Here is an 18,090-nt window from a genome sequence, read left to right as displayed (position 1 = left end):
AGGAGTAAATACAATGAAAAGTGCATGGATGAACATTCGTAAATCAATAATTAGGGGAAAGATTTTTTTTATCCTTCCTCTAATGGCGTGTGTTCTTTTCCTTTTTCTATTCTTTCATAATTCACTGGGGAAACAAGGAAAATTAGAAAAAGTTGGTCTTCTTGTAGTTGGAACAGTAAATGATCAGGCATGGGGGACGCAAGGATATAAAGGATTATTAAATATACATACGAAACTTGGGGTAGATGTGTTTTATAAAGAGTCTATTGATTCTTACACAATTGCAGAAAGAGCAGTGAAGGAATTACAGGGAAAAGGGGTTAATTTAATTTTTGGCCACGGCGGAAACTTTGTGCAGTATTTTAACATTCTTTCTCAAAAATTTCCCTCCATCCATTTTGTTAGTTTAAATGGAAGAGAACCTGCAACACAATCGAATACAAGTAATATTAAACTAGAGAATTATCCGATGGGTTTTTTTAGCGGGATGGTTGCCGGTCATATGACAAGAACAAATATGGTAGGCGTTATTGGTGCATACGATTGGCAAGAGGAGGCCAATGGTTTTGAAGCAGGGGTCCACTACATCAATAAGGATGTAAAGGTCTTGAAAGAATTCGTTAATGATTGGGATAACCGTGAAAAAGCGATGAGTCTGTTAGATAAGGAGATCAGTCAAAATGTAGACGTGGTTTATCCAGTCGGTGATGGTTTTCATGTGGGGATCATTGAAAGAATGAAAGAAAATGGTTTATACGCGATTGGATATATTTCAGATCAGTCTTCTATAGGAAAATATGCGGTCTTAACAAGCACCATTCAAGATATACCCAAGCTGTATGGGCAAATCGCTCAAGCATTTAATGAGGGGAAACTAAAGTCTGGAAATCGTGCATGTGGAATTAGAGACGATACCATTTTTCTAGGGAAATATAGTCCCAATGTTGATAAAGAGTTTATAGAACGGTTGGAGAAAGACTTAGAACGCTATAAGAACACAGGCAAATTGCCGAATGAAATTTAAATTAAAATAGAAAATCAAAAACAATTTTTCAAAAGAAAGCTTGATATCTTTTGAAAAATTGTTTTTTTTTTGAACCAAAAAATTTAAAAAGTGACCAGAAATACTCACTGCTTTGGCTGAAATGGAAGGAAATCATGCATTTTTAAATTAATACAGGAGTCTGCACAATTATGTGCAAATAAAGGTATTAATGTAATAAAGAATGAGCTTTATACTAAAAACATAGTGGTGAAAACGCTTAATAATGAGGAGGGAAATATAAATGAATAATTCATGGTTAGACCTGGAAGGGAAAGTTGCCATTGTAACAGGTGGATCTTCTGGGATTGGTTTTGCTATTGCAAAAGAGTTAGTTAATAATGGTGCGAAGGTGATTATCTCTGATTTAGTAGGAGAAGAGGGGCAGCAAGCAGATGGTTCTTTTCTTATAAAATGTGATGTCACCAATAAAGAAAGTGTTGATCGAATGATTAATAAAGTTATTGAACAATATGGAAAGCTTGATATTTTAGTTAATAATGCTGGGGTGAACTTACCAAGATTGCTAGTTGATATAAAAGGAGAGAAACCACAATATGAATTAAATGAAAAAGATTTTGACTTTATGGTTGCGGTTAATCAAAAAGGTCCATATCTTTGTGCACAAGCGGCAGCGAAGGAAATGCTGAAGCAAGGTAAAGGGGTAATTATTAATGTTGCTTCTGAAGCGGGTCAAGAAGGATCGGCAGGTCAGAGTTGTTATTCTGCTACCAAAGGAGCGCTAATCTCATTTTCTCGCGCATGGGCAAAAGAGTTAGGAGCATATAATATTCGCGTAGTTGCTATTGCTCCAGGAATATTAGAGAAAACAGGTTTGCGCACGAGTGCTTACAATGAAGCTTTAGCTTATACTCGAGGTGTTACTGTAGACGATTTATCAACTGATTACAGTAAATCAATTCCGATTGGCAGGGAGGGTAAATTAAAAGAGGTTGGTGATTTAGTGTCCTATCTTGCTTCAGATAGAGCTAGTTATATTACAGGGACGACCTTTAATATATCAGGTGGAAAATCACGTGGCTAATAAACTAGCCATTTAATGAATAAATCAGTTAATATACCAATGCTTTATGATATATTTAGTGAATTGAATATAAGCATAGTTCATATATGAACAACAGGATATAAGGGTGTGGTAATTAAATGACTGATTTAAATTCCAGTAGTCGCATAGGGAAAATTATAGAATTAACTGCTAAAAAAATGTATTGTCCTTTAGATTATCTTGCGCAGCAAATGGGGATAAGTGCAAGAACTGTTCGGCTAGTAATTAAGCAATTTAATAAAGAATTAGAAGGAATAGCTGAATTGATTAATGAAAGAGGGAAAGGTTTTTTTTTGAAAATTCACAATCAGGAAAAGCTTAATAGGGTTATAGAGCAGTTTAATAATCTCTCTCAAATGGTTGATTCACCTCAAAGAAGAATCGCAACTGTTATCGATATGTTATTGAATGATGATGGAATAATAACTATGGATGAAATGGCCTTTGAGTTAAATTTAGGAAGAACAACATTAGTGAATGAATTAAAAAAAGCATCAGTGGCTCTCGAAACGTATAATCTTGCCATCAAAGGAAAACAGAACAAGGGGATGTATTTAAAAGGTAGAGAAATAGATTTGCGATTTTTTATATTGGATAATTTATTTCCATATCTTTTTACCGAAGATTCATTGGATAAAGATATTAAAGAAGCAATTATAGAAGTCGCCAATCATTATGACTTTGAGATAAGTACGAAAGATAGATTGCTTCATTCTATTATTATTATGCTTGATCGTTTTTTAAAAGGTCACCCCATAAAAGAAATGGATGATAACTACCATAAGATAGTAAATTCACCTGATTTCAATATAGCCTTAGAAATAAGCAAAGTTCTTGAAAGGAAATTATCTATAAGCCTACCTAGATGTGAGATTCTTTTTATTGCATTGCCAATCGTCGGGAGAAGGACACCAATTAATAGCCATTCCATTGAAGGTGTTATAGTAACAAAGGAAATCACGAATCTTTTGGATAATAGTATCACTAATTTAGGCTTTAATTTAAATAAGGTAAAAGAAAGTGGAGATTTTTATAAGGATTTACAATATCATCTTACTTTTATGATAAATCGATTAATGTTTAATATCCAATTGAAAAATCCTTTATTAGATGATATCAAAGGAAAGTACCCCTTGGCATATCAAATGTCAGAAATAGTTGGAGAAAGTATTTTCAAAGAATATGGAATGAAAGTTTCAGCAGAAGAACTTGGATATATCGCATTATATTTTGGTGTTTTCATTGAGAATAACAAGGACAATCTTAAGAAATTAGAACAGGTAGTAGTTGTATGTGGAACTGGTAGAGGGACAGCAAAAATTGTAGCAATGCAGCTGAAAAAAATACTCGACCCCCATACTAAAATAGATATCTTTTCTGAAAATGAATTAAGTAAGAATACATTAGATAAGTATGATATTGTCTTTTCGACAGTTAATATACCCTATGCCATTCAAACGCCGTTAGTTATCATTAGTGAAATCTTTGATGAGAAAAAGGTTCTGCAACAAATCGAACATATTAGTTACTTAGATAAATTTGAAATTAAAGAAAATAGTAGTACAAGTTTCCATTCTGTTATTAAACTACTGCTAAATAAACAAAAATTCTTTATTTTAGATAAATCGTTAAGTTACTCAGAAAATCTAAATTGGATGGTTGATCAGCTAACTTTAAATGGTTATGTGGATGATGCCTTCAAACAGCGCTTGCAAATAAGAGAAGAAAAAGGGTCGATGATATTTGATAAATATATTGCACTTTCACATACCCTCCATTATCAGTCAGACAAAATAGAGCTGGCGGTAGGGATTTTTCCAGAAACAGTCTGGCAGGATAATCATGCGTTAAAGTTAGTATTTTTGTTAGCCTTACCAGAACATACAGAATATGATGCTGGTTTATTAGTGGAAATTTATGATGAAATTATTAATATATCTTCTAATACAAAATTGGTGAATAAATTGATTCAAGTTAAAAAATATGAAGATTTATGTCTTTATCTCGAGGATGGAATAGAGAAGGATATTTAGGATGTGAATGAATGGAACTAATTATAATTATGCTTTTAATAGCAGGAGCATTTGTTATTCAAATGGGATTGGGATTTTTACAGATTAAACATTTTACTAAAGGCTATACGGAACTTAGAAGAATGGGAAAAGTAGCGATTGGGAAGAAACCTGGCCGGATTAAAGCAGGCACCATTGTTTTGTTTGCAATCAATAATAATGGCAGAATCCTTGCCGCAAAAAAAATGCAAGGAGTCACCGTAATGGCGAAATTTCGAGATTTGCCAGGTTTTCTTGATAAGAATATTAGAAATTTAAAAGATGAAGATTTAAAGCATTGCAATAAATTACTAAGAGATGCAATTTTAGATGCCTCAAATAATTACAAGATAATTATGAATGGTGGAGTCGTGCCAGAAAAAGATAGTTTCTTTAAAAGAATGATGATACGAGCAGAAAATGCCGTTTCATTTAAAAAATAAGAAGAGGTGTAATTCATGGATTATATCATAAAGTTTGCTGAAGGATTTAGAAATTTATTTGATACAGGAGCAGAGACGTTCATTTCCTGGATGACAGGTATAGTTCCAGTAGTGTTATTACTACTGGTAGCGATGAATACTATCATTCAATTAATAGGTGAAAATCGTATTAATCGTTTAGCGTCGGCTTCTTCCAAAAATCCCTTATTAAGATATTTAGTTTTACCATTATTAGGGACATTTATGTTAGGTAATCCAATGGGGTTATCGTTAGGAAGATTTTTACCAGAGAAATATAAACCTAGTTATTATGCATCTGCATCTTATTTCTGTCACACAAGTAATGGGCTATTTCCTCATATTAACCCAGGAGAGCTATTTATTTTCCTAGGAATTGCCGCAGGAATAGAACAATTAGGCTTTAGCACGGCTGATTTAGCGGCTAGGTACTTCCTAGTGGGATTAGTTATGAATTTCTTCGCAGGTTGGATTACGGATTTTACAACGAAAATGGTAGAAAAACAGCAAGGAATAAAATTAAATTCCGAAGTGAAATTAAATCATTAAGATGGAGGATTCCGATATGGCACATTATCGAACGATAAAAATAAAAAAAGGAAATGGTGGATTTGGTGGTCCGCTGATAGTTACTCCAACGGAGCAAAGAAATAAAATTGTGTATATTACTGGTGGAGGAGCAAAACCAGATATAGTTGATAAAATTGTGGAATTAACTGGAGCGGAGCCGGTAAATGGATTTAAAACATCTGTACCTGATGAGCAAATTGCCATTGCAATTATAGATTGTGGTGGGACATTAAGATGTGGGATTTATCCACAAAAAAGAATACCAACGATTAATATAATGCCTACAGGAAAAAGCGGCCCTTTAGCAAAATTTATCACAGAAGACATTTATGTGTCTGCGGTAGGATTAAATCAAATTGAACTTATGGAAAACGAAGCTGTCTTGGAGAATGCGAGTTCAGTAGATAAAGAAGATAATATACCTAAGAAAGAGTATAAATATAGTACAGACAAAAAAATCTCTCAAACTTTGGCTGAAAATCATAAACAAGGACTTCTAACAAAAATAGGGCTTGGAGCAGGGAAAGTAATCAGTACTTTTTATCAAGCTGGTCGTGAAGCAGTTCAAACATTAATTAATACAATTATTCCATTTATGGCATTTGTATCATTATTAATTGGTATCATTCAAGGTTCCGGAATTGGAAACGTATTCGCTAATTTAATGTCTCCATTAGCAGGAAACATTATTGGTCTCTTATTAATTGGTTTAATATGCTCTTTACCATTTCTATCACCGTTATTGGGACCTGGGGCGGTAATTGCCCAAATTATCGGAACTTTAATAGGTGTTGAAATTGGTAAGGGTAATATTCCACCGAACTTAGCGTTACCTGCAGTTTTTGCTATAAATACACAATGTGCAGCAGATTTTATTCCTGTCGGGTTAGGTCTAGCAGAGGCAGAAGCGGAAACAGTGGAAGTAGGGGTACCGTCCGTATTATATTCAAGATTTTTAATAGGGGTACCACGAGTATTCGTTGCTTGGTTAGCAAGCTTTGGATTATATAGTAATTAAGAAAGAGGATAATAAAACAACTAATGGAGGCGAATGGCATATCAATATGCCGGTTAAGATGAAAACAATTTACGAAAACACAATTAATAGTATAGGGCCATTAGCCACAAGCTTTCTAGAAGAAAAGATGATCATTCTCTTTGGAGAAGGAGCACCTAAAGAATTAGCAGAATTTTGCTACGGAATTGAAGTGGTTGGTGTCAAGGATAAGATAAAAACAGGTCAAAAAGTAATGATAAATAATGAATCATATGAAATAACATCTGTTGGTGAGATTGTAGAACAAAATTTAACATCTATGGGACATATTACATTACGCTTTAATGGGGCTACAACTCCTGAACTTCCTGGTACTCTTTATATAGAGGATAAAGACATGCCAGTTTTAGAAATTGGTACGAAAATACGAATTGTTTCCGAGTAAAAAGATTCGATAGGAGATTTCCAATTAGAAATTATAATCATTGCAATGAGTTAAGTAAAAATAAGGTGCAAGTAGATAATGAATTGGGAATCTTCTATTTTTAATTTTTTGCCAAATTTTTTTAAAAAGAAAAGAGGAGAATCTTTCCGTGAGACTATATATTGATTCAGCAAATCTTGAGCAAATTGAAAGAATAAATGAATATTATCCTATTTCTGGTGTGACTACTAATCCTTCTATTCTCGTAAAGGAAAAAAAGCCCTATATTCAAGTTCTTCAAGATATTCGGAAAATTCTAGGAGAAGATAAAGAGCTTTTTATTCAAGTTATTGCAGATAATGCAAGTGAAATAGTAAAGGAAGCTGAGTATTTCCAAACAAGGATTTCAGGGAAGATAATTATAAAAATTCCTGTTACGGAAGAAGGAATAAAAGCAATAAAAGCGTTAACTGCAAAAAAAATACCAACGTTAGCCACAACCATATATACTCCATTTCAAGCGTTAATCGCGGCAAAAGCAGGAGCAAAGTATGTTGCTCCTTATGTTAATCGGATTGATGATTTATTAGGAGATGGCATTCGTGTAGTGAGTGAAATAGTTACTCTGTTTACCACACATAAAATTAGTACCGAAGTATTAGCGGCAAGTTTTAAAAACGTTCAACAGGGCTATGAAGCATGTTTAACTGGAGCTCATACCATAACTGTAGCTCCTGAAATAATTGAAAAATTAATTGATTTTCCAGCAACTACTAGAGATGTTAGAGTCTTTCAGAGTCAGTGGGAGGATACGTTTGGAAAGGCTGGGAATCCCCTTCTTAAGTAAATAAATGGAGCGAAACAAATATGGAAACGAACAAAATTGTATTTTTTGATTTAGATGGAACACTTCTGACTAGTAAGCTTACTGTGTCAGATAGTTCCATTGCGGCAATAAAAAAATTAAAGGAAAACGGTGTTGAGCCTATTATAGCTACAGGTAGAACATTAATGGAAATAGGATATATATTAGAAGCTACAGGTATTAATTCAGTAGTTGCTATGAATGGACAGTATGTAGTGTATAAAGGAACAACGATTTATGAAAATCCATTAGAAGTAAGTGTAGTAAAAGAACTTCATCTGGATGCAATGAAAAATAGGCATGAAATGGCGTTCTATAATGCGGAAAAGATTTGCGTTACAAATGAGGGGGCTACTTTAATTAGGAAGAATTATGAAAGAGTAGGTGGGAAATATCCTCCTATAAATGAAGGCTTGTACAATCAAGAACCCATTCATTTAATGTTAATTTTTTGTGAACCAGATGAAGAAGTCTATTATCAGGAGAAGTTCCCACATTTTCAGTTTATAAGAAATTCACCTTATGGATGTGATATCTACCCCAAAGGAAGGTCAAAGGCAACAGGCATAAAGTATTTGTTAACTCATTTAAATTGTTCTGTTGAGAATACGTATGCATTTGGAGACGGATTAAATGATTTAGAAATGTTTGAACTCGTTAAATATCCAGTTGCAATGGGAAACGCATTTGATATTGTAAAAAAATCAGCCAGCTATGTTACAACTAGTAACGACGAGGATGGTATCGTAAATGAATTACACTTATGTGGAATCATTTGATCCGTTAGTAAAAATTAAAAATCATAAAAGAGGATGGATTAACAAGTAATGATATTTTGCAAAGTTAATCCATCCATTTTTTTATAAATGGGGTAATTTTCTTAAAAATAGGTTTTAAGTCATTTGCTGATGTCATTAACAAATCAACGTTTTTTATCAGAAGTTCCAAGTCAATTTGATTTAAAAAATTTGCAACCGCATCAATATTTACATTTTCATCTTTTTCTTCTACTTGCTGTGTTTTTCCGCCACTTCTTCCAAGAATCCAATCATCCCCTTTCTCTCTTCTGCTGTAGGATGGTTGTTTGTCGTTATGCTGGAAATGTTCAACCTGCTGCTTTTTTCTAACAGATTGACGGTTTGTACCAAACATAAACATGGAAAAGTGATCAATTGCTGTCTCTTCCTCTTCTATTTTTTCATTATCTTTTTCATCATAGAATTCCTCTTTAAGATCCTCCACACTATTTCCTCCTATTTCACGATTATGGAATGATGCTCTTAATATGCTATGATAAATATCAAGGAATGCTTAGACCAATGTAATAGAAAGTAAAATATGTTGCAAAAGGGTAGAGGAATTTGATAAAATTAGTACCAAGTCATAATAATTGATAATAATATAATACTGTATGAATAATGTTTTCTTTGGAATAACAGTGAGAATAAACGAAGAAAACGGTATAAGCTTCTTTGTCTGTGAATTACCAAAGGCACCGATTTAAACTCAACAGACTGGCATCATTTAAGCAATCATTCTAATAGGATTTAATGAAAAGACTGTTTATACTAATTAACAGTCATAAACGAAACATATACCGGATAACCGGTGACTATAAAGGAGCTGAAAGCTTTGGGAACAGGAATAATTGGTATTGGCCGTGAACTTCCAGAGAAAATTTTAACAAACTTTGATTTAGAAAAAATGGTTGATACGAATGATGAATGGATTAGAACAAGAACTGGGATAGAAGAACGAAGAATTGCAGACGACAATACAGATACATCTGATATTGCATTAGCTGCAGCAAAGAAAGCAATTGATGATGCAGGTATTCACCCAGAAGATATTGATATGATTATGGTGGCAACTGTTACGCCAGATCAATCATTCCCTTCTGTTGCCTGTATGATTCAAGAAAAACTAGGAGCTAAAAAAGCAGCAGCGATGGATTTAAGTGCTGCATGTGCAGGTTTTATGTATGGGATGATAACTGCCCAACAATTTATTGATACAGGTGTTTATAAATATATACTTGTTGTTGGGGTAGAAAAGCTTTCTAAAATTACGAACTGGGAAGATCGCAATACTGCTGTTCTCTTTGGTGATGGTGCAGGAGCTGCTGTATTAGGGAAGGTTTCTGAAGGAAGAGGCATTCTTTCTTTTGAGCTAGGGGCAGATGGTTCAGGTGGAAAACATCTTTATTTAGATGAGGAAGACTATATTTACATGAATGGTAGAGAAGTTTTTAAATTTGCTGTTCGCCAAATGGGAGAAAGCAGTGAGAATGTTTTGGTGAAAGCTGGATTATCTAAAGAAGACGTAGACTTTCTTATTCCCCACCAAGCTAATATTCGCATAATGGAAGCATCCAGACAAAGATTAAACTTACCAGAAGAAAAACTATCGAAAACGGTTCATAAATATGGAAATACAAGTGCAGCATCTATTCCGATTTCATTGGTGGAGGAACTAGAAGCTGGTAAAATCAAAGATGATGATGTACTTGTAATGGTTGGTTTTGGTGGAGGTTTGACATGGGGCGCGATTGCAATGCGCTGGGGCAGATAATAAATTTCTTCCTATATAAATAGAATATACTTTTTAAGTTGATGATAATTACAAAAAAGGAGAAAAAGTCATGAGTACAAATAAAAGAGTAGTTGTTACTGGTATTGGTGCTGTAACACCGCTTGGTAATGATGCAATAACTACCTGGAAAAATATTGTTGCGGGAGTTTCTGGAATTGGCCCATTAACTAGAATAAATGCAGATGAATATCCAGCTAAAGTTGCAGCAGAAGTGAAGGACTTTAATCCAGAGGATTTTATGGATAAAAAAGATGCTAGAAAAATGGATCGCTTTACACAATATGCAGTCGCAGCTTCCCTGATGGCTGTAAAGGATGCTGAATTGCAAATCACTGATGAAAATGCACCGCGTGTTGGGGTTTGGATTGGGTCAGGTATTGGCGGAATGGAGACATTCGAAAATCAATATGAAACTTTCCAAAAAAGAGGATATAAACGAGTAAGTCCTTTCTTCGTACCAATGTTAATTCCAGATATGGCATCAGGACAGGTATCTATTACATTAGGAGCAAGAGGCGTGAATTCTTGTACAGTTACTGCTTGTGCAACGGGAACAAACTCAATCGGAGATGCCTTTAAAGTAATTCAGCGTGGCGATGCAGATGCGATGATTACTGGTGGAGCTGAAGCGCCGATTACTAAAATGTCAGTAGCAGGCTTCTGTGCAAATACGGCCTTATCCTTTAACCCAGATCCGAAAACAGCAAGCCGACCATTTGATGCAAATCGTGATGGCTTTGTTATTGGAGAAGGAGCAGGAATTGTTGTTCTAGAAGAATTAGAGCATGCATTAGCAAGAGGAGCTAAAATCTATGCAGAAATAGTTGGATATGGTTCAACTGGAGATGCTTATCATATTACTTCCCCTGCACCAGGAGGCGAAGGTGGAGCAAGAGCAATGAAAATGGCAATCAATGATGCAGGACTTACTCCAGAAGATGTTTCATATATTAATGCCCATGGTACAAGTACTGCTTATAATGATAAGTTTGAAACAATGGCTGTCAAAGAAGTATTTGGAGACTATGCTTATAAAGTACCAATGAGTTCAACCAAATCAATGACAGGTCACTTACTAGGTGCAGCAGGGGGAATAGAAGCTATTTTTAGCGTATTAGCCATAAAAGATAGCATCGTGCCACCAACGATTAATTTTGAAACAGCAGATCCAGATTGTGATCTAGACTATGTTATCAACACACATAGAAAACAAGAAGTAAATGTAGCAATGAGTAATTCCCTAGGATTCGGTGGTCATAACGCTACAATTGTGTTTAAAAAATATCAATAATTAATGGTTTTTGTTTGAAAGAGCATTTAATAAAAAACTGCTAAGCTTCATTTATAAATCGAGGCTTAGCAGTTTTTTTATTACAAAAATAAATCATCGACTCTTTATTTATAATAATTTTAAATTAATATTGACTATTATTATAAAGTGTATATAATTAAAACTATAATTCTATTATTTAACATAGAAAATTCGGAGTGAATCAGCTTAGAAAGAAAACGCTTTCTTAAGAAGGTGAACTAGCATATTACGTAGAAAGGAAGAATTCTATGCTTAGTATAGAAAGAGCTAAAAACCTCTTAAAAGAAAAAAATATACGTTTAACACCACAACGGCTAGAATTAATTAACATACTTTCTAAAGACAACAAGCATTGGACAGTAGATGAAATTTACCATGTCCTAAATGAGAATATGCCTTCGGTAAGTATTACAACTGTTTATAATAATGTCCATCTATTTACGGAATTACAGTTATTAAAAGAGATACAATTCGGAGAAGGATTAAGTAAATATGAATGGAAGAAAGAGGATCATTATCATATTGTCTGTAGCAATTGTGGAGAAATAGTGGATATTTGGTATCCTACTTTAAGGGAGGTAGAGGCATTTGCGAAATCCATATCTAAGTTCCATATCAGTTCCCACAGCCTCCAATTTTATGGAACCTGTGAGCAGTGTTCAAATGCGTGAACGAAAAAAAGAAAATATTTGTTTAGAATGTAAACAACCAATAAAAAAATTGAAGCATTCCATCCGATGTGGATGTGGAAGTAGAATATTGAAAGATTTACAGAAATAAAAGCTAGATATATAAATTTATTTCGATTACAGAGAAAAGGGATAGACAAGAAGAACTGGGAGTGGAGTTCTTTATTGTCTATCCCTTTTTGTATAGGTAGTTTTGAAAAGACTGGCTGCTATCAAGGTTAAATAGTATCATACACTGCCAGCTATGGAACCTCTAATTTTGAAATCCATATACTGTTTAAATGAATAGGAAAAAATGAGTGAAGAGGGGAAATAGCGGTGGGGGTAATCAAAACAAATAAATGGTTAGAAGATAATTTTTATGAACCAACTACAATATGTGCACATTTTCAATCAGCATTTGATGGAGATAAGCCTCAAAATATATATCGATATTTAATGAGATTTGGAATGTATAAGCCATCAAGACATTCGAGACAAGCATTTGAGAAGATGAAGGAACAAGATACGTGGAATAAATTAGAGCGGATTTTTTCAAAGTATAAAAAAAAATGGAAGGGACCAGATATACCCATATATGTATTTCCCTTTCAGTCTTCATGGAGAGGAGAAGAAAATAAATCGGGTGTATCATTTCCTGATCAGCTTTTCTTATTTATTGGTGATGTAGAAAATGAAAAAGAGCTAGAAGCCCTTTTTATTCATGAATATCATCATGTATGCCGAATTCATTACCAAAAAAAAGCTATAGAAGATTATACTTTATTAGATTCCATCATAATGGAAGGGTTAGCAGAACTTGCGGTGAAAGAAAACTGCGGAGAAGCTTATAATGCCACTTGGTGTCACTTATATAATGAAGAAGAAATAAAGCAATTTTGGGAGACGGAGCTTAAGGAATATTTACATGTAAAAAAAACAGAAGAGAAACATGATGATTTATTGTACGGTTATAGACGCTATCCACGCCTTATTGGCTATAATACAGGTTTTTATCTTGTTAATTCATTACATTCCAAGCACAAAATCTTAGAAAAAGATTATTTCACAATTAAAAGTGAAGCTTTTTTGTAAAATCACACTACTATTTGAATGGCGAGTTTAGCAAAATGGCTCGCTATTTTTATGGAAACACGAAAGGGAATCTCCTCTTAACAAAAAGAAAAAGACATGTTAACGAAAGTTTGTACATATTATGTTAATAGGTTATAAAAGTGGCATGGATGAATCCGAAACTAACCTAGTAAAAAAGAATCGTTCCATTTAAGGATGAACTTTGGCAATATATTTAAAGAGAAAAATGATATTCCGCTATTTATATGTCTATTACTAGAAAACTGGAATGCAAAGAGAAAATCGTATGAAAAAAATAATCCTTTGAAAATAGGAATAAATTTACTAAGCTCTGACAATACTTATGGACAAACAGTTGTTGAAGTGAGGGATAAAATATGCAGTATCTTCATGATGTTTGGGTAAATTGGTTTGAAGGGGAAGAAAACGGATATAATGTATGTCACTTTCATGAATGGAGAAAAGATGATGGTGTTGAATTATTGGACCAAGTGCCACTTTTGAAAGTAGATTCATGCTTATATAATTACATAGAAAATGACTTGGCAGAAATACCGCGACAATTATTAGAAGAGATTTATCAGAAGGCATATCTACGAAAGAATCATGAACGAATTCAATTGGATTATTGTTTTGTTGTTTCTGATGGGATTGGTCTGTTAGTAGTAGATACAATCGGATACTCTGTTCCAATTCGAAAAAGCCGAATGATACCTAGACAAGAACAATTGGCTTATGAATTGCTTGAAAATCAAGAAACGATTTATTATAACTTTCAAAACACCGAAGAGAAAAAAGAGTTCCATATTCTATCACCTGATCCTCATGTGATGAATGGATTAACGAGAAAAGAAAGACAATTAAAGCAATTATTGTTTATGGCATTAGATCAATTACATTCTTCTGAAAATGTAGCAGAAGTTCGTTATTGGTACACAGAATGGAGCCCAGAACGCTATTTTGAGATTCAGCATTTAGATTTTGAACATGCGTGGAATGAACTATATGAGTGTACAAAATACGGATGGTCTAAAAAGCATGAACAGTTTTGTGAGAATATTATAAAAGGTCAGCCTTTTTTTGAAAAACTCTGGGAAATGGAGCATGGCCCGAAAGTAAATTAATAGTAACCAATTAATAAAATGAATAGGATAAAAAAGCCAGAGTCTTAAGTATCCTAGCACTAAGTTAAACCCAAACAATTTGAGGAGATACCAAGTGATATTTCCTGTGATTGTTTGGGTTTTATTCCCTTTTTAGAAGGGGGATCGTTAGGAGGACACTCAACTCCTGCGGGAAGTAGAGCAAAGCCTAAGACCCCAAGGCTTAGGTTGCTCCCCGGCGCATAGAGTGTCTGTAGCGTAATGGAACGAATTGGTTTCCCTACTAATTTAGAGATTGTTCGTCTTTATCCATTAATTATTTTGTTATGTCCTACTCTCTTCTGCGAATTTTTATCAGGATAAGGTAACAGAGAGGGCTGCTCTGTTATAAAGATAAATTCACCTCGATATTAATTTTTCTCTCACCTCTTATAACCCCGTGTAAACTGTAATTCCCCATCTGAAATCTTCACCCTGCTTGATTTGAAGCATAAAAAAACGATGGAGTTAGCCATCGTTTTGATAAGGGAGGAGCTTAACGTCGTTTCCGTCCTAATCCCATTGCATTTTCCATTTTTTTAATCATTTTCCCTGCCACCTTATTTGCTTTTGCCGCACCTTCGTCTAAAATGTCATCTAATTCCGTTGAATTCATTAGCTCATTGTATTTTTCCTGAATTGGTTTTAATGCATCCACTACAACGTTGGCTAAGTCAGACTTGAAATCTCCATATCCTTTTCCTTCGTACTTCTCTTCAAGGCTTTGGATACTTTCCCCTGAAAGAATAGAATAAATAGATAAAAGGTTGGAAACCCCTGGTTTATTCTCTCTATCGAATTTAACGATACCTTCAGAGTCTGTTACCGCACTTTTAATCTTCTTCGTAATCTGTGCTGGCTCGTCCAATAAAGTGATGGTTGCCTTATTATTTGTATCAGATTTACTCATTTTCTTTGTAGGATCCTGTAAGGACATAATGCGAGCTCCTACTTTTGGAATGCGTACTTCAGGAATTGTAAGAATATCATTATATTTTTTATTAAAACGCTCGGCTAGATCACGAGTTAATTCTAGATGTTGTTTTTGATCTTCTCCAACTGGAACAATATCTGTACTATATAGAAGGATGTCTGCAGCCATTAATGGTGGATAGGTTAATAATGCAGCAGAAACAGCATCTTTACCAGTTGATTTGTCTTTGAATTGTGTCATTCTTTCTAATTCGCCAATATAAGAAATACACTGCATCAACCAAGCTCCTTGGGCATGGGCTGGTACTTCTGATTGAATAAATAAAGTCGCTTTATTAGGGTCGATTCCTACAGCTAAGTACAGAGCTGCTAAGCTGCGAATATTGTTTCGAAGTACCATGCGATCTTGAGGCACTGTAATGGCATGTTGATCCACAATACAGAAGAAACAATTGTATTCATCTTGCAGCTCCACGAATTGACTTAATGCACCTATATAATTCCCTAATGTAATGGTGCCGCTTGGTTGAATCCCAGAAAAGATAGTTTTCATCAAATACTTCCTCCAATATGTATTCTAGACCCCTGATTAGTTTATGGATGTTTCTAATCAAGCGGTTTATTCTATTTAATAGTTTATTTTAGAGCCATGTTTATCTGCAAGAGAAACAGTTTTCTTCAAGCAAATACGTTAGTACTGTTAAAAATAGAATCTAGAAACTTAATTATCAATATCATTATTATAACCATTTTAGCATGATTAGTTGATATGCAAAGGCTGTTTTCTTAAAGTTTGACAAATTTTAAGAAAAAAGAATGGATGCAACTAATGATGCAAGGAATAATTTTGAATTCTGATAAATTTATATTAATATAATTATTCTGTAGATTTATATATTTCAGATTTGTTTTTATTCTACAAAATTCTACAAAATTCTTGCGTGTTGAATAATCCAACTATATAATTGTCATTGCGAATGGATTAGATAGTAATATTTCAGACTATTTAAAAACATGTAAGAATACATAAATAATTTGTAATGAATGAAAAATTATTCCTATATAATATTTTGTGCGTTTTACCGTGCTGCTATTTTAATTGGAAACGGTCATTTATTCTAATTGACTGACTATTTAGGAAATGACTGCTTGTGTATTCTGAGGTTTAGAGTGGGAAAGCTATTTTCGAAGTTCCATTTGAGGAAATTATTAAGGGGGTAATTACATGAGAAAAAGAATGCTTGTGCTAATGAGCTTAGTGCTTATAATCAGTGCTTTTCTTGCTGCATGTGGTAATAACAAAGGTGGTAGTGATAAATCATCACAAAATCTTCGTTTAAATATTGTTTCAGAACCACCAACATTACATCCAGCATTAGCTACAGATTCAACATCTGGTGGAGTGTTAATTCAAACTTTTGAAGGGTTAACTCGAATTGATAAAGATGGAGTTCCGCAGCCAGCTATGGCAGAAAAAGTAGATATATCAGATGATCAGTTAACTTACACGTTCAAAATCCGCGAAGATGCAAAATGGACAAACGGTGATCCAGTAACGGCAGCAGACTTTGAATATGCCTGGAAATGGGCAATTGATCCTCAAAACCAATCACAGTATGCTTATCAACTATATGCCATTAAAGGTGCTGAAGCAGCAAATAATGGTAAAGGTAGTCTTGATGATGTTGCTATTAAAACAGTAAATGAAAAAACGTTAGAAGTAACCTTGGTAAACCCAACGCCATATTTCTTACAATTGCTAGCTTTCTATACCTATTTCCCAGTTAATAAAAACGTTGCAGAAGCAAATCCAGATTGGTATAAAAATGCTGGAGATGATTATGTAACGAATGGTCCTTTCAAAATGACGGAATGGAATCATAGTGAGTCTATCCTTTTAGAAAAGAACGAAGACTATTGGGATGCAGACAAGGTTAAATTAGAAACAGTAGAAATGACAATGGTAGAAGATCCAACAACAGAATTAAGCATGTTTGATAACGATGAATTAGATTGGGCTGGCTTACCTTTTGGTGCATTACCTACTGATTCTATTAAAGCTTTAAAAGATAAAGGTGACCTAAATATCAAAGCGATAGCAGGTACTTATTGGTATAAATTTAATACAAAAGAAAAGCCATTTAACAATGAAAATATTCGTAAAGCTTTAACATATGCGATAGATCGTAAAGCAATTGTTGAGCAAATTACACAAGGTGGACAAATTCCAGCAACGGCAGTTGTTCCTCCAACCATGTTTTCAGAAAACGAAAAAGGTTATTTTAAAGATAATGATATCAAAGCAGCAAAAGCAGCTCTGGAAAAAGGTTTAAAAGAGGAAGGCTATGCTAGTGTAAAAGACTTACCAAAAATCACATTATCATATAATACCGGTGAAGCACATGCTAAGATTGCACAAGCGGTTCAAGATATGTGGAAGAAAAATCTTGGAATTAATGTTGAGCTAGATAATGAAGAATGGCAAGTTTATCTAGAGAAAATTGATTCTGGTGACTACCAGGTTGGACGTATGTCATGGTCTGGTGACTATAATGATGCATTTAATTTCCTAGAATTATACCGTGATGCAAACGGAGGAAATAATGATACTGGGTGGGAAAATCCTGAATACAAAAAACTTCTTGATGCTTCACAAAAAGAAACAGATGAGGCAAAACGCAAACAATTATTACAAGATGCAGAAACTATTTTAATGAACGAACTTCCAATTGCACCTGTTTATTTCTATACAAATACATGGGTACAAAAAGATAATCTAAAAGATGTAGTCATTTCAGGTTTAGGGGAAGCACAGTTAAAATGGGCACATTTTGAATAATACAATAGTTGGCTTTGTTCATTCATCATACTA

17 protein-coding genes are annotated in these 18,090 nt (G+C 34.0%); 15 read left to right on the top strand and 2 right to left on the bottom strand.

The window, feature by feature from the left end; all coding sequences use genetic code 11:
* Positions 1 to 13 precede the first annotated feature (13 nt).
* From BCI01S_RS06600 to BCI01S_RS06560, 9 genes are all read left to right on the top strand, one after another.
* Positions 14 to 1,024: a BMP family ABC transporter substrate-binding protein gene (locus BCI01S_RS06600; protein WP_235844451.1), complete on the top strand. Its 1,011-nt coding sequence runs from the start codon at positions 14 to 16 to the stop codon at positions 1,022 to 1,024.
* A gap of 262 nt (positions 1,025 to 1,286) precedes the next feature.
* Complete coding sequence (locus BCI01S_RS06595) at positions 1,287 to 2,087, top strand: SDR family oxidoreductase (RefSeq protein ID WP_061797462.1); 801 nt, start codon at positions 1,287 to 1,289, stop codon at positions 2,085 to 2,087.
* 119 nt (positions 2,088 to 2,206) lie between these two features.
* Positions 2,207 to 4,141 carry a BglG family transcription antiterminator gene (locus BCI01S_RS06590; protein ID WP_156485391.1) on the top strand — a complete coding sequence of 645 codons (1,935 nt, stop codon included), beginning with the start codon at positions 2,207 to 2,209 and terminating at the stop codon, positions 4,139 to 4,141.
* Between the two features lie 11 nt (positions 4,142 to 4,152).
* Positions 4,153 to 4,602 carry a transcriptional regulator GutM gene (locus BCI01S_RS06585; RefSeq protein WP_061797461.1) on the top strand — a complete coding sequence of 150 codons (450 nt, stop codon included), beginning with the start codon at positions 4,153 to 4,155 and terminating at the stop codon, positions 4,600 to 4,602.
* 15 nt (positions 4,603 to 4,617) lie between these two features.
* Positions 4,618 to 5,169: a PTS glucitol/sorbitol transporter subunit IIC gene (srlA, locus tag BCI01S_RS06580; protein WP_061797460.1), complete on the top strand. Its 552-nt coding sequence runs from the start codon at positions 4,618 to 4,620 to the stop codon at positions 5,167 to 5,169.
* Positions 5,170 to 5,185: 16 nt separating this feature from the next.
* On the top strand, positions 5,186 to 6,208 hold the full coding sequence (gene srlE, locus BCI01S_RS06575) for a PTS glucitol/sorbitol transporter subunit IIB (RefSeq protein WP_047942467.1): 1,023 nt from the start codon (positions 5,186 to 5,188) through the stop codon (positions 6,206 to 6,208).
* Positions 6,189 to 6,632 (top strand): PTS glucitol/sorbitol transporter subunit IIA, encoded by a 444-nt coding sequence (locus BCI01S_RS06570; RefSeq protein WP_285850738.1) that lies wholly within the window; start codon positions 6,189 to 6,191, stop codon positions 6,630 to 6,632. Before srlE ends, BCI01S_RS06570 begins: the two co-directional genes overlap by 20 nt.
* 148 nt (positions 6,633 to 6,780) lie before the next feature.
* Entirely contained in the window at positions 6,781 to 7,458 is a 678-nt protein-coding gene (locus tag BCI01S_RS06565; RefSeq protein ID WP_061797456.1) for a transaldolase family protein, read from the top strand.
* 20 nt (positions 7,459 to 7,478) lie between these two features.
* A complete protein-coding gene (locus BCI01S_RS06560; RefSeq protein ID WP_061797453.1) occupies positions 7,479 to 8,255 on the top strand; it encodes a Cof-type HAD-IIB family hydrolase in 777 nt (258 codons plus the stop codon).
* Between the two features lie 64 nt (positions 8,256 to 8,319).
* Here BCI01S_RS06560 and BCI01S_RS06555 read toward each other — a convergent pair whose 3' ends face one another.
* Entirely contained in the window at positions 8,320 to 8,718 is a 399-nt protein-coding gene (locus tag BCI01S_RS06555; protein WP_053215681.1) for a hypothetical protein, read from the bottom strand.
* A 390-nt stretch (positions 8,719 to 9,108) separates the two neighbouring features.
* Here BCI01S_RS06555 and BCI01S_RS06550 point away from each other — a divergent pair, with 390 nt between their 5' ends.
* The 5 genes from BCI01S_RS06550 (at position 9,109) to BCI01S_RS06530 (ending at position 14,267) form a co-directional block, all read left to right on the top strand.
* Positions 9,109 to 10,047, top strand: coding sequence for a beta-ketoacyl-ACP synthase III (locus tag BCI01S_RS06550; protein ID WP_047942464.1), 939 nt, complete (start codon positions 9,109 to 9,111; stop codon positions 10,045 to 10,047).
* A gap of 70 nt (positions 10,048 to 10,117) precedes the next feature.
* Entirely contained in the window at positions 10,118 to 11,359 is a 1,242-nt protein-coding gene (gene fabF / locus BCI01S_RS06545) for a beta-ketoacyl-ACP synthase II (RefSeq protein WP_047942462.1), read from the top strand.
* A 269-nt stretch (positions 11,360 to 11,628) separates the two neighbouring features.
* Positions 11,629 to 12,051 (top strand): Fur family transcriptional regulator, encoded by a 423-nt coding sequence (locus BCI01S_RS06540; protein ID WP_047942461.1) that lies wholly within the window; start codon positions 11,629 to 11,631, stop codon positions 12,049 to 12,051.
* 336 nt (positions 12,052 to 12,387) lie between these two features.
* Positions 12,388 to 13,143: a DUF2268 domain-containing putative Zn-dependent protease gene (locus BCI01S_RS06535; protein ID WP_156485390.1), complete on the top strand. Its 756-nt coding sequence runs from the start codon at positions 12,388 to 12,390 to the stop codon at positions 13,141 to 13,143.
* Between the two features lie 377 nt (positions 13,144 to 13,520).
* Positions 13,521 to 14,267: a YjbA family protein gene (locus tag BCI01S_RS06530; protein ID WP_047942457.1), complete on the top strand. Its 747-nt coding sequence runs from the start codon at positions 13,521 to 13,523 to the stop codon at positions 14,265 to 14,267.
* Positions 14,268 to 14,781: 514 nt separating this feature from the next.
* On the opposite strand, the gene trpS is transcribed toward BCI01S_RS06530, so the two are convergent.
* Positions 14,782 to 15,771, bottom strand: coding sequence for a tryptophan--tRNA ligase (gene trpS / locus BCI01S_RS06525; protein WP_047942455.1), 990 nt, complete (start codon positions 15,769 to 15,771; stop codon positions 14,782 to 14,784).
* 672 nt (positions 15,772 to 16,443) lie between these two features.
* Between trpS and BCI01S_RS06520 the strand changes: the two genes are divergently transcribed.
* Positions 16,444 to 18,057 (top strand): peptide ABC transporter substrate-binding protein, encoded by a 1,614-nt coding sequence (locus BCI01S_RS06520; RefSeq protein ID WP_061797451.1) that lies wholly within the window; start codon positions 16,444 to 16,446, stop codon positions 18,055 to 18,057.
* The last annotated feature ends 33 nt before the right edge of the window (positions 18,058 to 18,090 follow it).

Source organism: Niallia circulans NBRC 13626 (genome assembly GCF_001591585.1).
Classification (GTDB): Bacteria; Bacillota; Bacilli; order Bacillales; family Cytobacillaceae; genus Niallia; species Niallia circulans.
This window is presented reverse-complemented; position numbering and strand designations above follow the sequence as displayed.